General features: G+C 52.8%; 13 protein-coding genes and 1 riboswitch. Of the genes, 4 read left to right on the top strand and 9 right to left on the bottom strand.

What is annotated here, in order from left to right:
• Window positions 1-147: 147 nt before the first annotated feature.
• On the bottom strand, window positions 148-1128 hold the full coding sequence (locus AC0LWF_RS00175) for a diaminopimelate dehydrogenase (protein WP_474649564.1): 981 nt from the start codon (window positions 1126-1128) through the stop codon (window positions 148-150).
• A gap of 249 nt (window positions 1129-1377) precedes the next feature.
• Between AC0LWF_RS00175 and gdhA the strand changes: the two genes are divergently transcribed.
• Window positions 1378-2754: an NADP-specific glutamate dehydrogenase gene (gdhA, locus tag AC0LWF_RS00170; protein ID WP_474649563.1), complete on the top strand. Its 1377-nt coding sequence runs from the start codon at window positions 1378-1380 to the stop codon at window positions 2752-2754.
• A gap of 298 nt (window positions 2755-3052) precedes the next feature.
• Here the strand turns inward: gdhA and AC0LWF_RS00165 are convergent, their stop codons facing one another.
• From AC0LWF_RS00165 to AC0LWF_RS00145, 5 genes are read right to left on the bottom strand one after another with little or no spacing between them, the layout of a single operon-like run.
• Window positions 3053-3799, bottom strand: a complete 747-nt coding sequence (locus tag AC0LWF_RS00165; protein WP_474649562.1) for an ECF transporter S component — start codon at window positions 3797-3799, stop codon at window positions 3053-3055.
• Window positions 3781-5481, bottom strand: coding sequence for an ABC transporter ATP-binding protein (locus AC0LWF_RS00160; protein ID WP_474649561.1), 1701 nt, complete (start codon window positions 5479-5481; stop codon window positions 3781-3783). Before AC0LWF_RS00160 ends, AC0LWF_RS00165 begins: the two co-directional genes overlap by 19 nt.
• Window positions 5454-6347: an energy-coupling factor transporter transmembrane component T gene (locus AC0LWF_RS00155; RefSeq protein ID WP_474649560.1), complete on the bottom strand. Its 894-nt coding sequence runs from the start codon at window positions 6345-6347 to the stop codon at window positions 5454-5456. Before AC0LWF_RS00155 ends, AC0LWF_RS00160 begins: the two co-directional genes overlap by 28 nt.
• A complete protein-coding gene (locus tag AC0LWF_RS00150) occupies window positions 6344-7348 on the bottom strand; it encodes a DUF4430 domain-containing protein (RefSeq protein WP_474649559.1) in 1005 nt (334 codons plus the stop codon). Before AC0LWF_RS00150 ends, AC0LWF_RS00155 begins: the two co-directional genes overlap by 4 nt.
• Entirely contained in the window at window positions 7345-12351 is a 5007-nt protein-coding gene (locus AC0LWF_RS00145) for an S-layer homology domain-containing protein (RefSeq protein WP_474649558.1), read from the bottom strand. Before AC0LWF_RS00145 ends, AC0LWF_RS00150 begins: the two co-directional genes overlap by 4 nt.
• A gap of 209 nt (window positions 12352-12560) precedes the next feature.
• A riboswitch (cobalamin riboswitch) is annotated at window positions 12561-12760 on the bottom strand.
• Window positions 12761-12818: 58 nt separating this feature from the next.
• On the opposite strand from AC0LWF_RS00145, the gene AC0LWF_RS00140 reads away from it, so the two are divergent.
• Both AC0LWF_RS00140 and AC0LWF_RS00135 read left to right on the top strand, forming a co-directional pair.
• Window positions 12819-12992, top strand: a complete 174-nt coding sequence (locus tag AC0LWF_RS00140) for a hypothetical protein (protein WP_474649557.1) — start codon at window positions 12819-12821, stop codon at window positions 12990-12992.
• Window positions 12993-13252: 260 nt separating this feature from the next.
• Window positions 13253-13669, top strand: a complete 417-nt coding sequence (locus tag AC0LWF_RS00135; protein ID WP_474649556.1) for a cupin domain-containing protein — start codon at window positions 13253-13255, stop codon at window positions 13667-13669.
• A 426-nt stretch (window positions 13670-14095) separates the two neighbouring features.
• Here the strand turns inward: AC0LWF_RS00135 and AC0LWF_RS00130 are convergent, their stop codons facing one another.
• Window positions 14096-15925: an ABC transporter substrate-binding protein gene (locus tag AC0LWF_RS00130; protein ID WP_474649555.1), complete on the bottom strand. Its 1830-nt coding sequence runs from the start codon at window positions 15923-15925 to the stop codon at window positions 14096-14098.
• A 116-nt stretch (window positions 15926-16041) separates the two neighbouring features.
• Between AC0LWF_RS00130 and AC0LWF_RS00125 the strand changes: the two genes are divergently transcribed.
• Window positions 16042-16308, top strand: coding sequence for a hypothetical protein (locus AC0LWF_RS00125; protein WP_474649554.1), 267 nt, complete (start codon window positions 16042-16044; stop codon window positions 16306-16308).
• Window positions 16309-16362: 54 nt separating this feature from the next.
• On the opposite strand, the gene AC0LWF_RS00120 is transcribed toward AC0LWF_RS00125, so the two are convergent.
• Entirely contained in the window at window positions 16363-18135 is a 1773-nt protein-coding gene (locus AC0LWF_RS00120) for a Rieske (2Fe-2S) protein (RefSeq protein ID WP_474649553.1), read from the bottom strand.
• 19 nt (window positions 18136-18154) lie between these two features.
• Window positions 18155-19387, bottom strand: coding sequence for an MFS transporter (locus tag AC0LWF_RS00115; RefSeq protein ID WP_474649552.1), 1233 nt, complete (start codon window positions 19385-19387; stop codon window positions 18155-18157).
• Window positions 19388-19430 lie beyond the last annotated feature (43 nt).

Below are 19430 nucleotides of genomic sequence, written 5' to 3'. Positions count from 1 at the left end.
CTTGCTTCCTGTCGATATTCCGTTCTTGCTTACTTTTCAACCCATCATAACATACGATGCAGATCCGTGAACGACAAAATCAAATAAGACCCGTAGGGCGGAACACTCTGCTAAAAGTGCTCTCCTTACGGGTCTTCGAGTTTGATTTTAGAGGAGATCGCGTCTCAGTTCTTCAGCCGACTTCGGCGACAAGTACGAGAATGGTACATCGAATACCGTCTTCGCGCCCTTGAGTCCTTCGCGGCTCATACGTACGACCGCTCTTGCATAAGCGACAAGCACGCTCGCTGTAAATTCCGGATTGCTGTCCAGCTTCAAGCCGAATTCGATGATTTGGCGTTTGCCTTGACCTGTAATTCCGCTTCGGATAACGAAGCCGCCATGCGGCATTTCACCATGCTCCTCGCGCAATTGCTCTTCCGTAATGAAGTTTACCGTAGTGTCGTAATCGGAGAAATAGTTCGGCATCGATACGATGGCGCTGCGAATCTCTTCTCGATTGGCGTTCTCTTCTGCAACGATGTAGCACTCACGCAGATGCTTCTCACGAGTAGACAGTTCCGGCGTCTCGCCAGAACGAATACGTTCGATAACGTCGGCTACCGGAATTGTATATTGCACGCCGCCTTTCACACCAGGCACACGGCGGATCGCGTCGGAATGCCCTTGGCTGACGCCTTTGCCCCAGAACGTGTAGTCCGTTCCTTCAGGAAGGATCGACTGTGCTAGAAGACGGTTCAAGGAGAACAAACCCGGATCCCAGCCGGTTGAGATAACGCTCACCTTGCCATTCTCTTTTGCAGCAGCATCTACGACATCGAAAAATGCCGGAATATTCGCATGGGTATCGAAGCTGTCCACCGTGTTGAACATACGCGCCATAACAGGCGTTTGCTCCGGAAGATCAGTAGCCGAACCGCCACACATAATCATGACGTCAATAACGCCGATATAAGCGTCTGCAGCGGAAATATGCTCAAACTTCACTTCGCCTAGAAGAGAAGTCATTTGCTCCGGCTCTCTGCGTGTAAAGATTGCAACGAGTTCAAAATCCGGATTTTGCGCGATTGCTTGTTGAACGCCTTTACCTAGGTTTCCGTATCCTACAATGCCAACTTTAATTGCCATAATTGCGTCTGATCTCCTTAGTACTCGTATTTGAATGAATGAGAAAGCTTGTTCACAGTATAACACGTCATGTTAGATATCGGACATCAGTTCCAATTCTATACTAAATTGCCGCTTTAACACAATAAAGGTTTTTTATCGCACCGACAAATTATATTGTTAACATAAATGGCAATATTTCCATTAAGATAGGTTACAAAGTGCAAACAATCAATCAAAAAGTACAAACCTCGAAGGGAGATTCAATTCATGCTGACCACAACACCTGAAAAAATCAACCAAGAAGCAAAGGCTTACGTTGATTCCGTCTATGAAACTGTGCTGCGCCGCAACCCGAATGAACACCTCTTCCATCAAGCTGTAAAAGAAATTTTGGACTCCCTAGTCCCTGTTATCTCAAAGCATCCGAAGTACATCAAACATAATATCCTGGAGCGGCTTGTTGAGCCTGAACGCGCCGTTATTTTCCGGGTTCCTTGGGTCGATGACAATGGCAAGGTTCAAGTGAACCGCGGCTTCCGCATCCAATTCAACAGCGCCATCGGACCATATAAGGGCGGTCTTCGCTTCCATCCGTCCGTAGATGCGAGCATTATTAAGTTTCTCGGCTTCGAGCAGATCTTCAAGAACTCCTTGACCGGCCAACCGATCGGCGGAGGCAAGGGTGGATCTGATTTTGACCCGAAAGGCAAATCCGATATGGAAATTATGCGCTTCACGCAGAGCTTCATGACGGAATTGTACCGCCATATCGGCCCAGATATCGATGTTCCAGCTGGAGATATCGGCGTTGGAGGAAGAGAAATCGGCTATATGTTCGGCCAGTACAAACGGATCAGAGGCGGCAATGAAGCTGGCGTCTTGACGGGAAAAGGCCTGCTCTATGGCGGTAGCCTCACACGTACGGAAGCGACTGGCTACGGCTGCGTTTACTTCGTGAATGAAATGCTGAAGTGGAAAGGTCAAAGCTTCGAAGGCCGTACCGTCGTCGTATCAGGCAGCGGCAACGTCTCGATCTACGCGATTGAGAAGGCGCAGCAATTAGGAGCTAAGGTTGTCGCATGCAGCGATTCGAACGGCTATATCTATGACGAAGACGGCATTGATCTAAGAACGGTCAAGCGGTTGAAGGAAGTTGAACGCAAACGTATCAGCGAGTATGTGAAAGAGCATCGCAATGCGATTTACGTGGAAGACTGCAGCGGAATCTGGTCACTGCCTTGCGACATCGCGCTGCCTTGCGCGACGCAGAATGAGATCGACGAGAAATCGGCTGCGCTGCTGGTCGAGAATGGCGTCATCGCAATCGGAGAAGGCGCGAACATGCCATCTACGCTTGAAGCCATCGAACTGTTCTTGAAAGGCAACGTCTTGTTCGGACCTGCTAAAGCAGCCAATGCCGGCGGCGTCGCCGTATCCGCGCTCGAAATGTCGCAAAATTCCATGAGAAGCTCATGGAGCTTTGAAGAAGTCGATGCGAAGCTGCATGCGATTATGACGAATATTTACGTACGCAGCATGCAAGCGGCTGAGGAGTATGGCCATCCGGGGAACCTCGTAATCGGCGCTAATATTGCCGGCTTTACGAAGGTTGCCGATGCGATGATTGCGCAAGGCGTTATCTAGCTTATTCGCAGGTGAATATACAAAAAAGCCCCTTCTGTTGGAGGGGCTTCTTGGTGTCTGGGAGAAGTCCGTAGGGGGCGCTGAAGCACTGTGCTTGCGAGCCGCTCCAAGTGCCACTTTCGGAAGAGTACGGTGCTGAGAATTCCAAATCCGATCTCTCGCAGTCGGAAATGCGAAATGCGCGAAACGGCTGCTGAGAGTGCCGAATATGATCTCTCGTTGGCTAAAGCAGCTGATAAGGTAGGCTCGAAGTCGTTTACGATTCGTTAGCCTTGTTGGACCAGAACAAAGTGTGAATCTACGACTCGATAAGCCCGTACTTGCGCTTCACCCGATCCAGCTTCTCGATCATCGGACGCGACAGGACGAAGAGAAAGAATACCGTTGCAGCTGCGTGTACAAGGTCGAACCAGAACCCGGATGCATACGAAGCAAACACCGCTCCCTTCGTAAGCTGCGGCATAAACATCATGACGGAGGCGAGATTCATAATGCCGCCGTAAATAACGAGCGTAACCAGCCCGCCGAACACACACAGCGACAGTCTGCTTCGTCGCAGCCAGCCTTTCTGGAACAAGATGCCCGCCAGGAAACCGATAATGCCGAAGCTGAACATTTGCCAAGGCGTCCACGGTCCTTGTCCGAACATGAAGTTCGAGACGAACCCTGCTGTTGCCCCAACGAGGAAGCCCGCCTCCGCACCGAAGGTGACCCCCGCGATGATGACGATTGCGGCGACCGGCTTGAACTGCGGCAGCATGAAGAATGCCGAGCGGCCGGCAACCGCAATAGCTGCCAGCACGGCGATAACGATCAGCTCTCTCGACTGCGGCTTGCGGCGCTCGAACACCATCGCAAACGGAATTAGCGTGTACAGAATGATTAACAGGCTTATAAAATAATATTTGCGGTCATCAAAGACGAGTATGCCAAGGAGCATAGTCGCAGGAATCACAGCTAGTATGAGGAATGTCGCCATCCACGTCCGCCGGCTAAGACGACGTTCACTCTCCTGGCTTCTTTCCATTACTTGATGCTCAGACATCGCTGCACCACACTTTCAATCGTAATGGCATCCCGCCAGTGCTGCCTCGAGATCCGATTCGCCGCCGTCGTATAGAAGCTGTTGCCTGAGAAGAAAGCAAACGCCTCGCTTGACGCGATTACTCCGCCATCGAAGAACATCGCGCACACTTCCCCATACTGCGCACAGAACTCAATATCATGCGAGACCATTATAATAGTAATGCCTCTCGCCTGCAGCTCCTTCAAGAACATGCCAAGCTTGGCTTTAAAAAATCCATCCAAGCCCTTCGTCGGCTCATCCAGTATAAGAATCGTCGGCTCAAGCAGCATGACCTTCGCAAGCGCCGCACGCTGCTGCTCCCCTCCGCTTAAATCATACGGATGCTTAGACAGAAGCTCCGTAAGCTCCGCCCACGCGACTACTGCGTCGACTGCTTCCTTCTTCTCTTCCTTTGAAAGCTTCGAGTCAGTCAGCATCTCGTAGAGATCTAGCTCGACCGTCTTCTTCACGAACAACGCATGCGGGTTCTGGGGGAGTACGCCTAGTCGTTTCGTGAACAGCTCGCGCGCGTTCATCGCGGATATGGAGCGCCCTTCTATCAGCACTTTGCCCCGATAAGGCTTATGGATGCCGCTGATCATAGACATCGTCGTTGACTTGCCTGTACCGTTACCGCCGACCAAGCAATAGAACTGCCCTTTTCTCACAGAGAAGGACAAATCCTTGATGATATCCGGTCCGTTCTTCTCGTATTTGAACCAGACATCCTTGAATTGTACGGCGAATGACTCTTCGGACCGCTTCCCTAATCGCGTGTTAGCCTCGCCATCGTCAGATTTCACAGCTGCGGCTGCTCCATGGCTGATATAGTTATCCAGCCATTGCCGTCCTTCTTTTACAGTAAGCGGCGGTATCTCTTCTGTATTGGAATAACAAGCCGCAGCTGCATAGATCTGCGTTGCAGCAGGCATCGCGGCAAACATCGGATGCGTGAGCGCATGAAGCAGCTTGCCGACGGCACGCGGCGTGTCGTCCGCAATTATTCGCCCTGCATCCATAACTATGAGACGATCTGCGGCAGGCAGCGCTTCCTCCAACCGATGCTCCGTCATGATGATCGTTACGCCCAGCTCTTGATTGATGCGGCGAATCGTGTCGAGCAATTCAATTGACGCAATTGGATCGAGCTGCGAAGTTGGCTCATCAAGAATGAGAACTGACGGATGCATCGCCATAACAGAGGCGAGGTTAAGCAGCTGCTTCTGCCCGCCTGACAGCTCTGTCACCGGACGGTGAAACCAAGTCTGGATGCCGAAGAAGCTCGCCATCTCGGCGACACGAAGCCGGATCGTCTGCTGATCAAAGCCAAGACTCTCCAAGCCGAACGCCAGCTCATGCCACACTTCGTCGGTTACGATTTGATGGTCTGGATTTTGCTGCACGAAGCCGATCTCCGAAGCTTGCTCATGCTCGCCAGCTTCTGCGATTGCCCGGCCTTTATAGCTAATATGACCGCTTCTTGTGCCGTGCGGTGTGAGCGCCGTCTTCAGATGGCGAAGCAGTGTGCTCTTCCCACAGCCAGACTTCCCAGCAATAATGATGAACTCTCCGCTTTTTACCGACAGGTTGAGCTGCGACAGCGCTTCTTGGCTCTGCTCCGGGAAAACGAAGCTTACATCCTGGATACGATAGAGTTCCATCTGACATCCTCCACAATCGCTAGAATAATAGGCAGCATATACAACAGGAAGCATGCGATGTAACCCACAATGCCAAGCGCCGACACTGCGCCTGCATGTATCGAGGGGAAGTAGCGAACCGAATTTGCTCCCGTCGCTGCCCCTGCGAATACAAGCCCGATTAACAGCAGCATAACCGCAAGCAGCAGCCGATCTCTGCGGTCAAACCGCACGAGTGTGAAGCTGGTTCGGTTCGGCAGCCCGTAGCCGCGCGACTTCATCGAATCGCATGTATCGATCGCAGACTCCATCGCCCACGACGTGATGATGGATAAGATCCGAAGCCCGCTGCGCGCGCGCTGGATCATATTGCCCTGCGTCACGTCTCTGCCGATGCTGCGCTGCGCCTGCGAAATAACTTTAATCTGGTGCAGGTACCGCGGCACGAAGCGAAGCGTCATAGCTAGCACGAGCGACAGCGCCGGAGCTGCTCTCCCGAGCAGAAACATAAGCTTGTCCGAGGTCATAACCGCATTAAAGCAAGAGAACCAGATAATAACCGTGATGTACATGAATGCGGACGCGATGCCGTATAACACCGATTCGAGCGTAATCGGATTACCGTTCTTCAAGTAGAACAGTATCGTAACGCCAGCGTGATTAAAGACAGGATTGGCAGCAGCCATTATCATTAGCAGCGGCAGCATATAAAGCAGATTGAACTTCGCAGCTCTCGCGCCTCTTAACAATAGCGAGTATGTCACAGCAGCGGCAAGCGCGAACAGCTGGAGCAAGGGATGCAGGAAGATCATGCTGAAGCCAAGCACAGCAGTAAAATACGCCGCATTTACAACCGGATGGCATGAGGCAAAAGCATCTCTACTCATCGGTCCCCTCCTGCCGTGGTCTGTTCGCCGCCTATGTCTCTACCGAGGTCACAGGTGTACAGCCACTCGATGACATCGCCATCCTTAAGCTTGTACCGACTCGCGCCATAATTCGGGAACCATCCGTTCACACGATACATCCAGCCGCTGAGCTCGCCGCAATCGAATTCATAAATATTATGGATGCCCTCAACATAGTTGCTGTTGTAGAGCGGAGTCATCTCGAACTCCATATGGATTTTATGTTTCTTCATTTCTCGCAGCAACACGTCGAATACCGATTCTCCCTCATAGAAGGACACCTTCTGCTCTGCAAAAATAACGCCGTCCTCAGGCAGCACCTCCAGCTTATCCGAATCGAACTTGTCTAACTGATCAAGTATCGTCTTGCAGCTGACGGACAATGTCACTGTAAGAGGCTGCTTCTTGTCCACCTTGGCGTCCTGCCACTCAACGGGAGCCGGCTTGCCAGCAGGCACTTTATCTGTGAGATAGGGATCTTTCTGGCCAGTACTCGCGCTCTTATCGACGGGTTTGGCCGGCGGCTTCGAGACAACGGCTGGCGAAGACGTCGAGGGCTCGTCTGACGCAGGTTTGTTTGACGATGGCTTGCTCGACTCAAGCTTGTCCGTCGATGGCGAGCTCGTCGAAGAAGAACCCTCCTTCGCCACCTCTTTTGTCTGCGAATCGGCGACAGCGGCTGGCTTTGTCGGCTGCTTCTGCTCCCATGGCTGCGCCGGTGCGTCCGCCGCTTTATCCGGCGGATCGTGCTTCTGCGCACCTCCAGCTGCCGATTGATCAGCAGCTGGAGCCTGCACAGCTGGCTGCAGCTTCGGCGAGCCTGCATCCGCAGCCGGTGTTTGTAAGAGCGCCCCGGCAGACGCGGCCGAATTCGTTTCGCTGCCCTTCAGCGGTTGATCGCTTCCTCCCCAATAGAACGCAGCCGCAAGGACTGCGATTATGCCGAGCGCTACGAGCCATTTGCGCTGCCTCATACTCATGAAGCGATTCTCGCGTCCGTCATATCGTATAACCTTGATTGACCATGCGCGTATCGGTCATATGCAACGAGCGCGTACAGCGCTTGATCGGTCGCCATCGGGTCGACCTCGCCCGGAGTTGCGCCGCCATTGCCTACGCCACCGGATTTGACATGATAGAATCCGCCGCTGGGAGCAGCATAGCTGAGCAGTGCATCCAGAGCGGAATGCCCATTCTTCATGAACCTTGTATCTTTGTCCGGATCGATTGCTAGACTCGTCAGCGCGACGATCACCTGTGCGTTGCTCTCCAAATTCGCCGCTTTATTGCTGATGAAGCCACCATCTGCCTGCTGGTAGCCGGACAGCCAAGCAACCGCTTGATCAACAGCCGTCCGCACAGCCGGATTCGGCTGCACATACGGCGCCAAGCTTTGCAGAGCCATCGCGGTCACATCTGCATCCGCTTCTGCGGCGTTTTCCCCAAGCGCCCAACCGCCATCTGCGAGTTGGCGCTTCAAAATATAGTCGACGAGCAGCTCTCTCGTCGTTTGAGTCTTCCCGCTTGCTGCTGCGGGAATGCTATACGCTTTACTGTCCAAAGCGATAAGAGAAAATATAGGTCCATTGATGCCCTGCTTCACAACCGTATCGAAGTCGGCAAGCCGCTCGAGCAAGTTATAGCCAGCGACGTTATCGACGCTTCGTCCGATTGCCGTCAATGCCAGAATGGCACGATCATACTCCGTATATTTCACATTGTGCAGAACGCCTGATTTTTCTTGCAGCGTCTTCTCCAAATTGCTGTAGTACTTCGCATAGTAAGCCTGCGGCACTTGAATGCCTGAACGAGCAAGCCCAATAACCGACCATTCACCGCCAAGCGTCGAAACAATCGGATCTGTTACCGTCTGCTGGACATAAGCCGCTGTTAAAGCAAGCTGACGTTTGACCTTGTTGCCAGTTTCTGCCTCTTCCGGGTGCTTATTCTTATAATCAAAAGCACGCATCGCAACGACGAACGACATTTCTCGCGTAACCGGCTGTCTCGGGTTAAAGAAGCCCCCGCTTCCCGTCATTAGTTGCAGCGTCGCGATCGTCTTCACATCTGCTTGCGCCCATATCGACACCTTAGCGATGTCCTTCAGCGCAGTTGACTGCTTAGCAGGCGCGATGCCTAGCGCACGAGCAATCATAACCGCCATTTGTTCGCGAGTAATCGTCTCATTTGGCTTAAATTGATCGTTAAACCCGGTAATGATGCTCGCCTCATAGGCAGCATTCACATAGGGCGCGAACCATGCTTGCTTCGGAACATCCATGAAGCTGCTCGATTTTGCCTCCGAAGGTTTCAAGCCGAGAGCATTCACCATCAGCTTCGTGAACTCTGCTCTCGTGACGGAAGACTTCGGCGCAAGCTTATCTCCGCTGCCCTGAACGAAGCCTTTAGTTACAGAGGTTTGAATCGCCTCATAAGCCCATGCTGCGATTTGATCCGTGTCTTTGAATAGCGTGGATAGAACCAGATCTGGAGCAGTTGTCCCGTCATCGTTTCGAGTCGAGTACATCACATAAGACGTAAAATGATTCGTCTTGATGATCAAATCATCGCCAACAACGTAGGCATACGTGACCTTCTCATCGTCTTTCGTCGCTTGCGCTCCCTGCTCATTGGTATCATAGATATGAATCGGCGTGAACACATCTCCTTCGATGTAGCCGACGAGCTGCCCTTTTCCACCTTTTATCGTAAGCGTCAGTGGCGAACTGAACCGATGCGACTGATCTGCAGCCCCCATGATGAAAGCTTGCTCAATTGAACCAAGCGACTCGCCTGCTTGGAGCTGCTGCTGAATTTGACTGTTCAGCTTCGCATCCTGCACATCGAGGCTAGTAAACAGCTCAATCGAGCTGCCGCCTTCGAGCAGCTTCGTTCCTTTCTCAATCGCCAGTGAAAGCTTGCCCTTGTTAGCAGTGACCTGCGGAAGACCGTCTTGCGCCGCTGCGATATCGAGAACAACTTTCTGCTGATTCGCCGGAATGTTGAGCGTGAACTGATCCGTCTCTTGCTGTGCATGGGTTAATTTGACGACATAGCTCTGCTGCTCGCCACCTGGCACGTCGATGACATTGTCTTTGACAGCCCCGCTATCGCCGTTTCCTCCAGCACCTCCGGTACCGCCTGTTCCTCCGCTCGGCGGACTACCGTCACACGGGTTTTGGCCTAAATCACAACCGAGGTCTAGCGTATAACGCCAAGCCACAACGTCGCTTTGCTTCAGCTTGTACAAGCCTGCACTGTAATTCGGAAAGGTGCCGTTAACCGAGTACATCCAGCCGCTGCCCGAGCCGCGGTCGAATTCGCTCAACCCGTCGATTCCTTGCACATAGAGCGTCGCTCCCGAGCCAATTGAACGCACCTTTTCCGGCAGCTCGCGCGCGAGCACCGAATATGCCGTATCGCCTGTTTGCAGCTCAACTTGTTTAGACGCGAGTATAGTCCCTTTCTGATCATCGCCTGTTACCGACAAGGTGACATACTTAGCCGTCGGCGGTTGTACAACCGGCTGCTCGTCAATGGAGAGCGATTGAACCGTACGAACGATGCTTGGTGCTTTATTCGCTTGGTAGCCCGTAATTTCCATCGAATAAGTACCTGCGGAATGAATGCCGCTGCTGAACACGGCTACGCCATTCAAGTCCGTTTCCGCTTGAACACTGCCAATCTTCACTTGAACTCCAGCCGCTGCTGAAGTCACTGCTTCGCTGCCGCCATCACTCCAGTTGAGCTTGGTTTTCTTAACAGTGACTCGGAACGTTTCGCCCGCTTTTGGCACAGTAGGTGTGACCTTCACGGAATCGACGAGCTGCGTGTCATCGCCGCCGTAGTAGACGACGAGTTTATCGGACTTTTGCAGTTCAAAATCATCCATGCCGACAGCAGGGAAGCTCCACTTCCCATCACGGAGCACGTCATACATCCATCCGTCGTAGCCGCCATATTTGCCAGCATCTATCCCATTGATCGAGGAGACATACTTCCCATACTGAGAGTCCGTCACCGTGATCGGATATTGAATGACTTGCATGAGATCCTCTAGAGCAGCAAGAGCACTCGTTCCGCTTAGCCTGCCTGAAGCAATCCATCCTTCCGGCCCTTCAACCTGAACTTGAACGAAGGGCTGCGGCTTGCCGAACTGATACAGCTTCCCTTCGCCGTGGATGAACATTTCATAAGCGCTAAGCGCTTGCGATGCTTGCTCAGTTGCCATGAAATCTGCAGCCGCTTGCGGATCAATAACATGCGAGAAACCACCATCAGCCTGCAGATAAGTAAACAGCTTGTCCAACAGCGTAATGCCATTCTTAGTAAAAGCTGCGCTCGTCGGGTCGATTCCGTTCGAAGCAAGTGCAATGATGGCTTGCGCGACCCCTTCGCTTGAATCAACGCCAGAGGACAAATAACCTCCGTTCGCCTGCTGGTTCGCCGACAGCCAGTTAACGGCCTTTTGACCAGCGGTCTGGGCAGCCGACTGTCCGCGATATGGAGCAAGCGCCGTCAGTGCCATCGCTGTAATATCCGGGTCACTGACATCGCCTGTCAGAGCGAAGCCGCCGTCGGCATGTTGCTTAGCGAGTATGGCAGCAAGCAGCTTATCCCGATTCCACGCCGCATCGGACGGCGTGCTGTACTCGCCGCTATCGAGCGCAAGCAGCGCGAATATCGGGCCGTTCAGACCTTGCGCCTCCATGGCGCTGCTGTTATAGATCTGTTCGACCAAATTCATACCCGCGTAATCTGTTGCATCCACGTGCAAGGCAGACAATGCCATAACGATCCGCTCATCGTCCGTAACAAGTGAATCCTGAGGATATTGCTTCATGAAATCTAAGAAACTATCAACTGCGCTCAAGTAGGTGGACGGTACTTCATGCCCGGCACGGATAACAGCAATCGCCTGCCATTCTCGGTCCCACCAGTTTCCCTCGCCAAGAATCCAGTCGGACGGCCAGCCATACGGCTGCCGAACGCCGAAGTCATAGAGACGATCCCCGGCTTTTGCAAAAGAATCATAGGCAATGAGTGCCTGCAATGCTTGTTCTGTCGCCATTCCGTTCGCCGAGCCTGTTGGCGTATGCGAGAAGCTGCCGTCTGTTTTTCGGAAGGAGAGCAGCTTCTGAATCAGATTGACGCCATTCTTCGTAAACCGGCTCTCAGTCGGATCAATACCGTTAGACGTAAGTCCGATGATCGCTTGCGAGACGCTTTCGCTCGCATCCTGTCCATAGGACAAGTAGCCGCCATTCGCCTGTTGATGCTCATTCAGCCAATTGACCGCTCCGTCAACAGCCGGTGCTACCGCTTCTTGCTCGGCATAAGGCGCCAGCGCAATGAGCGTCATCCCTGTTATATCCGGATCGCTGGGGCCATTGCCAAGCGCGAAGCCTCCGTCAGTCTTCTGTTTCGCTATGATTGCTGAGACGAGCATATCTCGCGTCCATAGTGCATCCGCTGGCACTTGGTAGCTTCCGCTGTCCAGCGCAATGAGCGCGTAGAGCGGTCCGTTCAGCCCCTGATTCAACATTCTTGAGCTGTTATAGATACCCTCGATCAGATTGTAGCCCGCGAACTTCGCAGCATCCTGATGAGCAGCTGTAAGTCCAATAACCGTCCGCTCATAATCGGTTACGAGAGTGAACGTCCCATTGGCCGCAATCAGCTTCTTGTAAAGTGCCGGGATGTAGCTGCTCGGAAGCGGTTTATTGGATTTGGACAATCCAACCGCTTGCCAATCGTCAATTGTTGTACGGCTCTGAATCGTCAGAGCCGCTGTTTCGATCGCTGCTTCAACCTCCTGCAGCAGTGAATCTGTTGTAGTCGTTTGAGACGGTTCATCCTCTGCAAAAGCTGACAGCGGCTGCACGAAGCAAGCTGCGACCATTGCTAGCGCCAGCAGCAGCGCGAGCAGCTGCTTCCTGCTCCCTTTCCTGCGAATTGCCTGCTCGGATATTGATGCCTGCATACCTTCACTCTCCCTGAACATAATAGTCGAATTGATATAGCGCGGATCCCGAGACGTCAGAAACGATCGGAGAACACAAAAAAGCCGCCCCAGTGGGCGGCTTTACATGCAGGCGGGTAAGAAGCGCTAATCGAACGCAGCGCAAACAAAATAAAGCTGACAGCAATGTGTCAAGCTTCCGCTTCCAATTCTCACCTCCCGAAGAATTGGTAAACACTCACGCAAAGGCAGGTCTCCTGGCTCATGAATCATCGCTTCTCTAACCTTCCCAGTTCAGCTTACGAACCAGTGGCGTTCTACTAGAGTCGCTCCTCAATTACAGTGGCGGGACCGCGTCGGATTAGTACCGAACTTCCCTTTTAAGCAATCTTTGCTGTTGCAAGACTGCACCTTTACGGATCCGATATTCAATTCATCGTTTCATCATACTGGCTTTTGCTAGAGTTGTCTATCTAGGATTTGGTTGTTTGTTCGTGGGTAAGCTTCTCGTCGTACGCTTAATGAATGATCTGCTGGATGACGGATTGCACGTCGTCAGTGGATCGTATGGTGTACATGAAGTCAGCCTCTTCAGCTGTTGGCTTATTCATCGCGACTTTGTGCGGGTCCGCTTGCTGCTTTCGGAGAACCTGCTCGAATGATGAGGCAGACCGGAAAATCTTCTTGCTGGCGCGCTGTTCGCCACTCGCTGCTGGAGGATATGATCTGGGAGATCGAAGTCAACCACAGCTCCGTTCACAGGTACGGGATGGCTGCTATTTCTATTCTCTTGTAAAGGTGAAAATCCAGTGTTCGTTGGGGAATTTTAGGGAATTTTCAGGTGAGGTGGTTGAAGGTCGAGTTCACAGAAATGTGGAATATGCTAGGAGAAGTATTGTTATTATGCGGGGAGGCGTGCTGTATGAGCAATGTTCCGGGACCGGGATGCAAAGTCATTCGAACGACGAGTGAGAGTCAGGGGAAGCAAGGGTTTGATTATATGGAGGCTATCTCGGCAGAGAGCACAGGCTCGAGGGGAATCTGCATGCATCTGCTGACCATACCGCCAGGCGGACGCAGCAAAGCACATCTGCATCAAGAACACGAGACAGCAATTTATGTACTCCGTGGAAAAGCAGCCATGTGGCACGGGGAGCAGCTCGAGCAGTATATCGAGGTGGAGGCAGGGCAATTCCTATACATTCCAGCTGGTGTCCCGCATTTGACTTATAACGTCTCCGATACCGAGCCATGCTCAGCCGTTATCGCCCGCACCGATCCGAACCAGCAGGAGAGCGTGACGCTGCTGCCTGAGCTGGAGGGGCTTCGGCCGGTTTGAGACGGTGCGGTGGATGATCCACCTTGCAATTTAGGAGAATGAGAGCGGCTTTTCCCGCTCTCAAATCGGTTAGCCCCACTTTCCCGTGCCGAGAGAGGCTTTTGCCTCTCTCACCTCAGCTAACCCATACTTTCTCGCTTCGAGAGAGGCTTTTTCCGCTTTCAGACCAGTAACTCCTGCGCTAGCTCACCTTTTCGCTCACTGAGAGCGGCTTTTCCCGCTCTCACTTCGGTTAACCCCCACTTTCGCGCGCCGAGAGAGGCTTTTTCCGATTTCAGTCCAGTAACTTACGCTAGTATTGCAGCACGCTGCTGAGGTCGGAACTCTTGCGGCAAGCAAGTTACTGAACGTGCGACGAGAGATCATATACGTTCTCTCAGCCGACTTTCGGCGCATTTTGGACGCCGAGAGATCATATATGTCCTCTCACCCCGTCCCGCCGACAGCCGATTGCCCCATACTTTGCACCCAAACGTCTTTGAAATCGATCCAGCCGAGCGGCGACACCGTAATGCCTTTCAGCCCAGGCTGGTATGCCGCATTATTCTTCCTGTGAATGAGGAACAATACATAGGTCTCCTCGCGAAGCCGCTCCTCGATCTGCCCGAGAAGGATGCGCCGCTCATCCGTCGACTTAGCGGCGAGCGCGAGGTCGATTTGGCGCTTGGACCATTCACGGAATTCGGGGTGAAGATGCTCTTTCAAGAAGCTGCCTTGCTGCTCATAGGATTCAACCTCGCACACCTCGTCCTGATCCAGCACAATGCTGTACAGCACGCAATCCGCATCTTTGACATTTCTACGCTTTTTATAGTCGATGCCATCCTGGATTTGAATGTTGACCGGGATACCGTGCTCAGCACAGCGAGCCTGAATCCATGCTGTATCCTCTCGATAGCTGCTGCCCGCGAACAACGTTATCGGTGTTCCATCGTACCCTGATGCGCGCAGCAGCATATCCGCTTCAGCAGGATCATACCGCACGCTCCGGTACGGCGTATGCTCATCCGGACGGAATCCGTGAGCCGGATACATCCGTTCTTCGCCAAGCTCCTCAATCATCCGCTTCCGGTCAATCAGCAGATCGATCGCTTTGCGAAAGAGCGGCGACTGCTGAGGTCCTTGCCGCCCCATGTTCCAAGTAATAAGCGTGCAGCCTTGGCTGAGAACCTCGACCGAATCCAAATCCATATCCGGTTGCTGCTCTTGACTGTTATGATCCACGAGCAGCTTCTCCCAGCATTTGCGCGAAGAAACACCGTGCTCCGGAGGCATAAAAGCAATCTCAACGCCATCCAAATGCGCTCTCTCACGGTAGTAGCTTGGATTGGCCGCAAGCATAAGCCGATCCTCATTCCATTCGGTAATCATGAAAGGCCCCGTTCCGATCGGGCTGCGCCAGAACGCCTCTCCCTCCTTTAACACCGCTTCTTTCGGTACAATCGAAGCTGTCGTCGAGCACATGAAACGATGAAAAATTCGATTCGGCTTCGCAAGCTCCATTCGGATTGTGCGCGGCCCTACCGCTTCTATTGTCACAACCGAACGCAGCACCCAACTATGCGCCATATCCAACCGCAGTCGCTCAAGCGTAAACAATACATCCTCTACCGTCAGCGGATGTCCATTATGGAAATGAACGCCTTTACGCAGATGAAATTGCCATACCGTCGCATCATTATTACATTCCCATGCATGCGCGAGCGCTGGTACAACCCTGCCGGTTGCCGGATCCAATTCAACCAAACCGTCAAATACTTGCCGGATAATATGCGCATCGAACGAAAAATAGACATCGCCCGGATCGAGCGTAACGATAGGATAATGGACGGGCATCCGCAGCGTATCAACAAGCCTCTTGCCATCGGCTACTTCCGCACGATAGCCAAAATGGTGATTAAGCCACTCCGTGAAACGCTCCTTCACCTGTGAGCCAACCCCATGCTTATGAATGAGCTCGAAAGCGAGCTTATAATCGCCCCGCTGCGCCATTTGCCGCGCCAGATCAAGCAGCATTACATCCCGCTCTACCAAAAAAACAAGCCTTGACCGATTGCCGCGTCCCCGCCCCGGCTGCCACTGGATAAGTCCCTCATCTTCCATCTTGCGCAGCACAAGCTTCACGTTGCGCGTCGTGCAATAGAGCACCTCCGCAAGCTCTTCGAGCGAGACTTCAACAGGCGTGCCAATTGAAATAGATTCCTCTGCAAACCGATGATGTAAGTCCAAATATCGTTCTGCCGTTCCGCTGTGCATCTCGCATTACCTCCTAATCGCCATAAAAGGGGAAGTCTGTTATGAAGATTCTACTCTTTTTATCCCCTTTTAGCGAGCGCATAATAAAGCTATAAATGGCAGAGGGGGAAATGAACATGTTACAGCACAACAGCACCTACGTAACGGAAAAACTGCTGCAGTATCGGCAAGAGGAGCTTGAGCGGAATATACAAAGCGTTGAGCACATCCGCCAGGCAAAAGTAAAACGGCAAGTACAAAAAGCAGTGCCAGCAGCTAATGCTTCGCAACCAGCAGCCAGATTCAAACTGCCCAGCTATCTAAGCAAATGGCTGCTAGCCAAAACCGACACAAAACCCGATCGTTCAGAATGCGAGCGAGGTGAACAAGTTCATGCTGAATGATTGCAAAAGGCGGCCTTCCACTTTATAAAAAGTGAAAAGCCGCCTTCTTCTTTTTTACTCCTCGAACAATCGCTCGCCTCGGTGCAGTCTCCACGCAATCTGCGCCGTATGCGGGAGCTCGCGGGCAGTCGGCGCATGTGCCGCCAAGTAGCGCGTACATGCGAGCAGCATCGTCTCCTGCGCGCGAAGCGCAAAAGCATCCTGCCTTACTGACCAGCGCTCATATTCCGCTATAGCCGCCTCGTACATTTGAAACGTATGGAACTCCGCATCCTCTCGAAGAAGCGCAGCGCCTAGCGTGTTCAGCAGCGCCGCCGCTTCCCCGCCACGCGCTAAATAATCCGCCGTCCATTGCGCCGCGCGATCGACCTGCTGACGCTGATCGAGCAGCTGCAGCAGCTCCTCTGTACTCGGTACAGCCGCTGTTTCACCGCTGTCAGCCGCCACCTTCGGACGCTTCGCCGCCGGAATATTCAAGAAGCGATCGAGATAGACGCTGATCGCCCCGTGGAAGATTGCCCGCTGCACCAGCGGTTCTTCCGAGCGCAGCAGCCGCTCATGTACGGCATGCGCGTACGTGAACGTATGCAGCACCGCGACCCAATCGCGGAAGTCGTTCTGCGTATGGAAACGCACAACCCGCTCCGCTGCGGCAAGCGTCACGAGCTGGGCCAGCTGCGCCGGCGGCATACCGGAGAGCAGCAGGTTCTTCACAAGCTCAATCGTTTGGAGCGGCTGCTCGCTTAGCAGCTGTTCCAGGATGAAACCCTCATCCTGATTCACATTCACGTTTTCGCCTTTGTTCTCACCTGCGCCTGCACCAGCACCTCGCTCCGCCAGCTGCCGCACCGCCTCTTGAATCGGCTCGACCAGGTTAATCGGCGCCTGCCAATGGTGCTGCTCCTCGCTTCGAGTCGGGTTGCCCATCATATGCAGAAGGGATGTCAATATTCGCTTCTCTTGTCCGTCCCCAGCAAGCTCCAATGCTTCGAACGCTTTGTTATGGAAATCAAACACATGCCCGCCGTCGAGATAGAAATGGTCCGTTGCAGCTATAAGCATCATATCCGCGATCCGCTCCACACTCATCCCTTTTTCAATCGCGGTTATAACCAGCTTCTCCGCCCCTTGCGTATCCCGCACTTCGATGCAATTGCGGTACCAACCAGCCAGTCTATCGAAGGATACGTCCGCTGATGGAAGCGCCCCTAGCAGATGGCGGCTGCTTCGGCCAGAACTGTTCCGCGCAACGTGAACAAGCCCCTGATAGAGCGCCAATATTCGTCCTTGCTTATCGAGCTTCGGAATAATCCGGACCATCGCCGTCAGTATGGTGAGACCCGAGTTCCACCCATTGCCGTTCTCGGTGCCGAACTGGATGCCAATCCGCGCGATTTCTGCATCCGGCACATTCGCTTCAACGAGGCCGACGACGGCTTTTGCGATGACGATGCTAATATTTTGCTGCAGCCCTTCCATTAACCGCTCTTTGTACTTCTCAATATGATTCGCCGATCTCGGTCTCGGATTCACATAGACTTGCTCGTCTTCAATCTTCACCTCATAAGACGGCACATCGTCCGCCCAAGGATCAAGCGTCCCGCCGCTGCATACGTCGAACCGCGCGTGATGCCAGTGGCAGGTTAAGATTCCATCGCACAGGCTGCCCATATGAAGCGGAAAACCGAGATGCGGACAGCGGTTATCGACGGCGAAGATTTGATTCTCATGGGAGAACACCGCAATGCCGCCTCGAACGACGGTAGCACCCTTTTCCCGCAATTCTGCGACGTTGCCGGCTTGAATCCAATCTGTCTTCGTACTCATCCATCCATCTCCTCCAATCTTAGTCTCGTATTAGCCAGAACAAAACATATTGCATTGCAGCTGAGCCTGTCAGCACTACCGGCAGCCAGATGGAGTCGAGATTCTTGGAGAAGCACAGCAGCAGCGTGATCGACAGTATCCGTCCCGCATTCAGAAACACCTCGCGCATGACGACCGACTCTACCTTCAGCTGTCCTTTTAACGGAAGTGTTTCGATCAGTCTGTAATAGTAAGAGGTCAATGTGTTGACCGCTAGCGGGTTACAAATCGAGAACATAATCATAAACATGACCACCGTCCATGTCGTCACGTCGTAGAGCAGGAACACCGCCCCGCACAGAATACCGGTCGTCGAGAACAGCACATACTTCCGTACCTGCTCCTTCTTCGCTTTTCGCGAGATGGCGTAGCCTGTTCCAACGGTCAGCGCGGCGAAGAATACGCCGAAGTAGCCAACCCAATCCTCTCGTCCAACCGTTTGATAGAGTAATATATTCGGCAAAAACAGCATAATGCCTTGAAATAAGCCGAGCACGAAGAAAGAGGCCAGCCCCTTGAGCCACACTGCGTTCTTGCGCATGACGATGCCCATTAAATTCAGATGGTATGCGCGATGATGCATCGGAACAGTCGGTATTCGAAAACTTATGATGGAGGCGAGCACGAACATGACGAATGCAAGAAGGAACGTGATGATGTAGCCTTGAAGTCCCTCATTCATACGGATTACAAACCCCGCCAGAGCCGGCCCTACAAGCCCCGCAGAGTTGAAGACTATCATATTAATGGCGAGAAAACGTATCCGGTTCGTCTCCGTGGACACATCATATTGCAGCACGAGATAACCGGTCCAATAAAACCCGCTGGCCATTCCGTGGAAGATCGCGAATAGCATGTACCATTCCGCTACCTTCTCCTGTGCAATAATGACGAGCAGGTAAAATACCGCAATTGTCAGGATGCCTAGTCGATAGGTGACCATCCGGTCCTTCCGTTTCGTAATCCATCCGCCGAGCGCAAAGGCTACAGGCGTGAATAAGAAAACGATCATGTTGTAGAATCCGTTAACCGACAAATCCTGCGTGAGGCGCCATAGATACAAATTCAGAAACAGGCTGGACATCGAAGCGCCGAATTGAAAGCACCCATGAATGATAAGCGCAATGATCGCCTCTCTGCCGAGCTGGCGTTCCTTCGGTACAGGAGCGCTTCTAAACGGGTTGTTCCATCGAATTCCGAGACTTGCCTTCATGTGCGATAGGTCCTCCTCAAGCAAGATTGCAGCTATCTGCTCA

The organism is Paenibacillus sp. sgz302114, assembly GCF_056120345.1.
The sequence above is the reverse complement of the archived record's forward strand: the minus strand, read 5'-3'. Positions and strand labels throughout refer to the sequence as shown.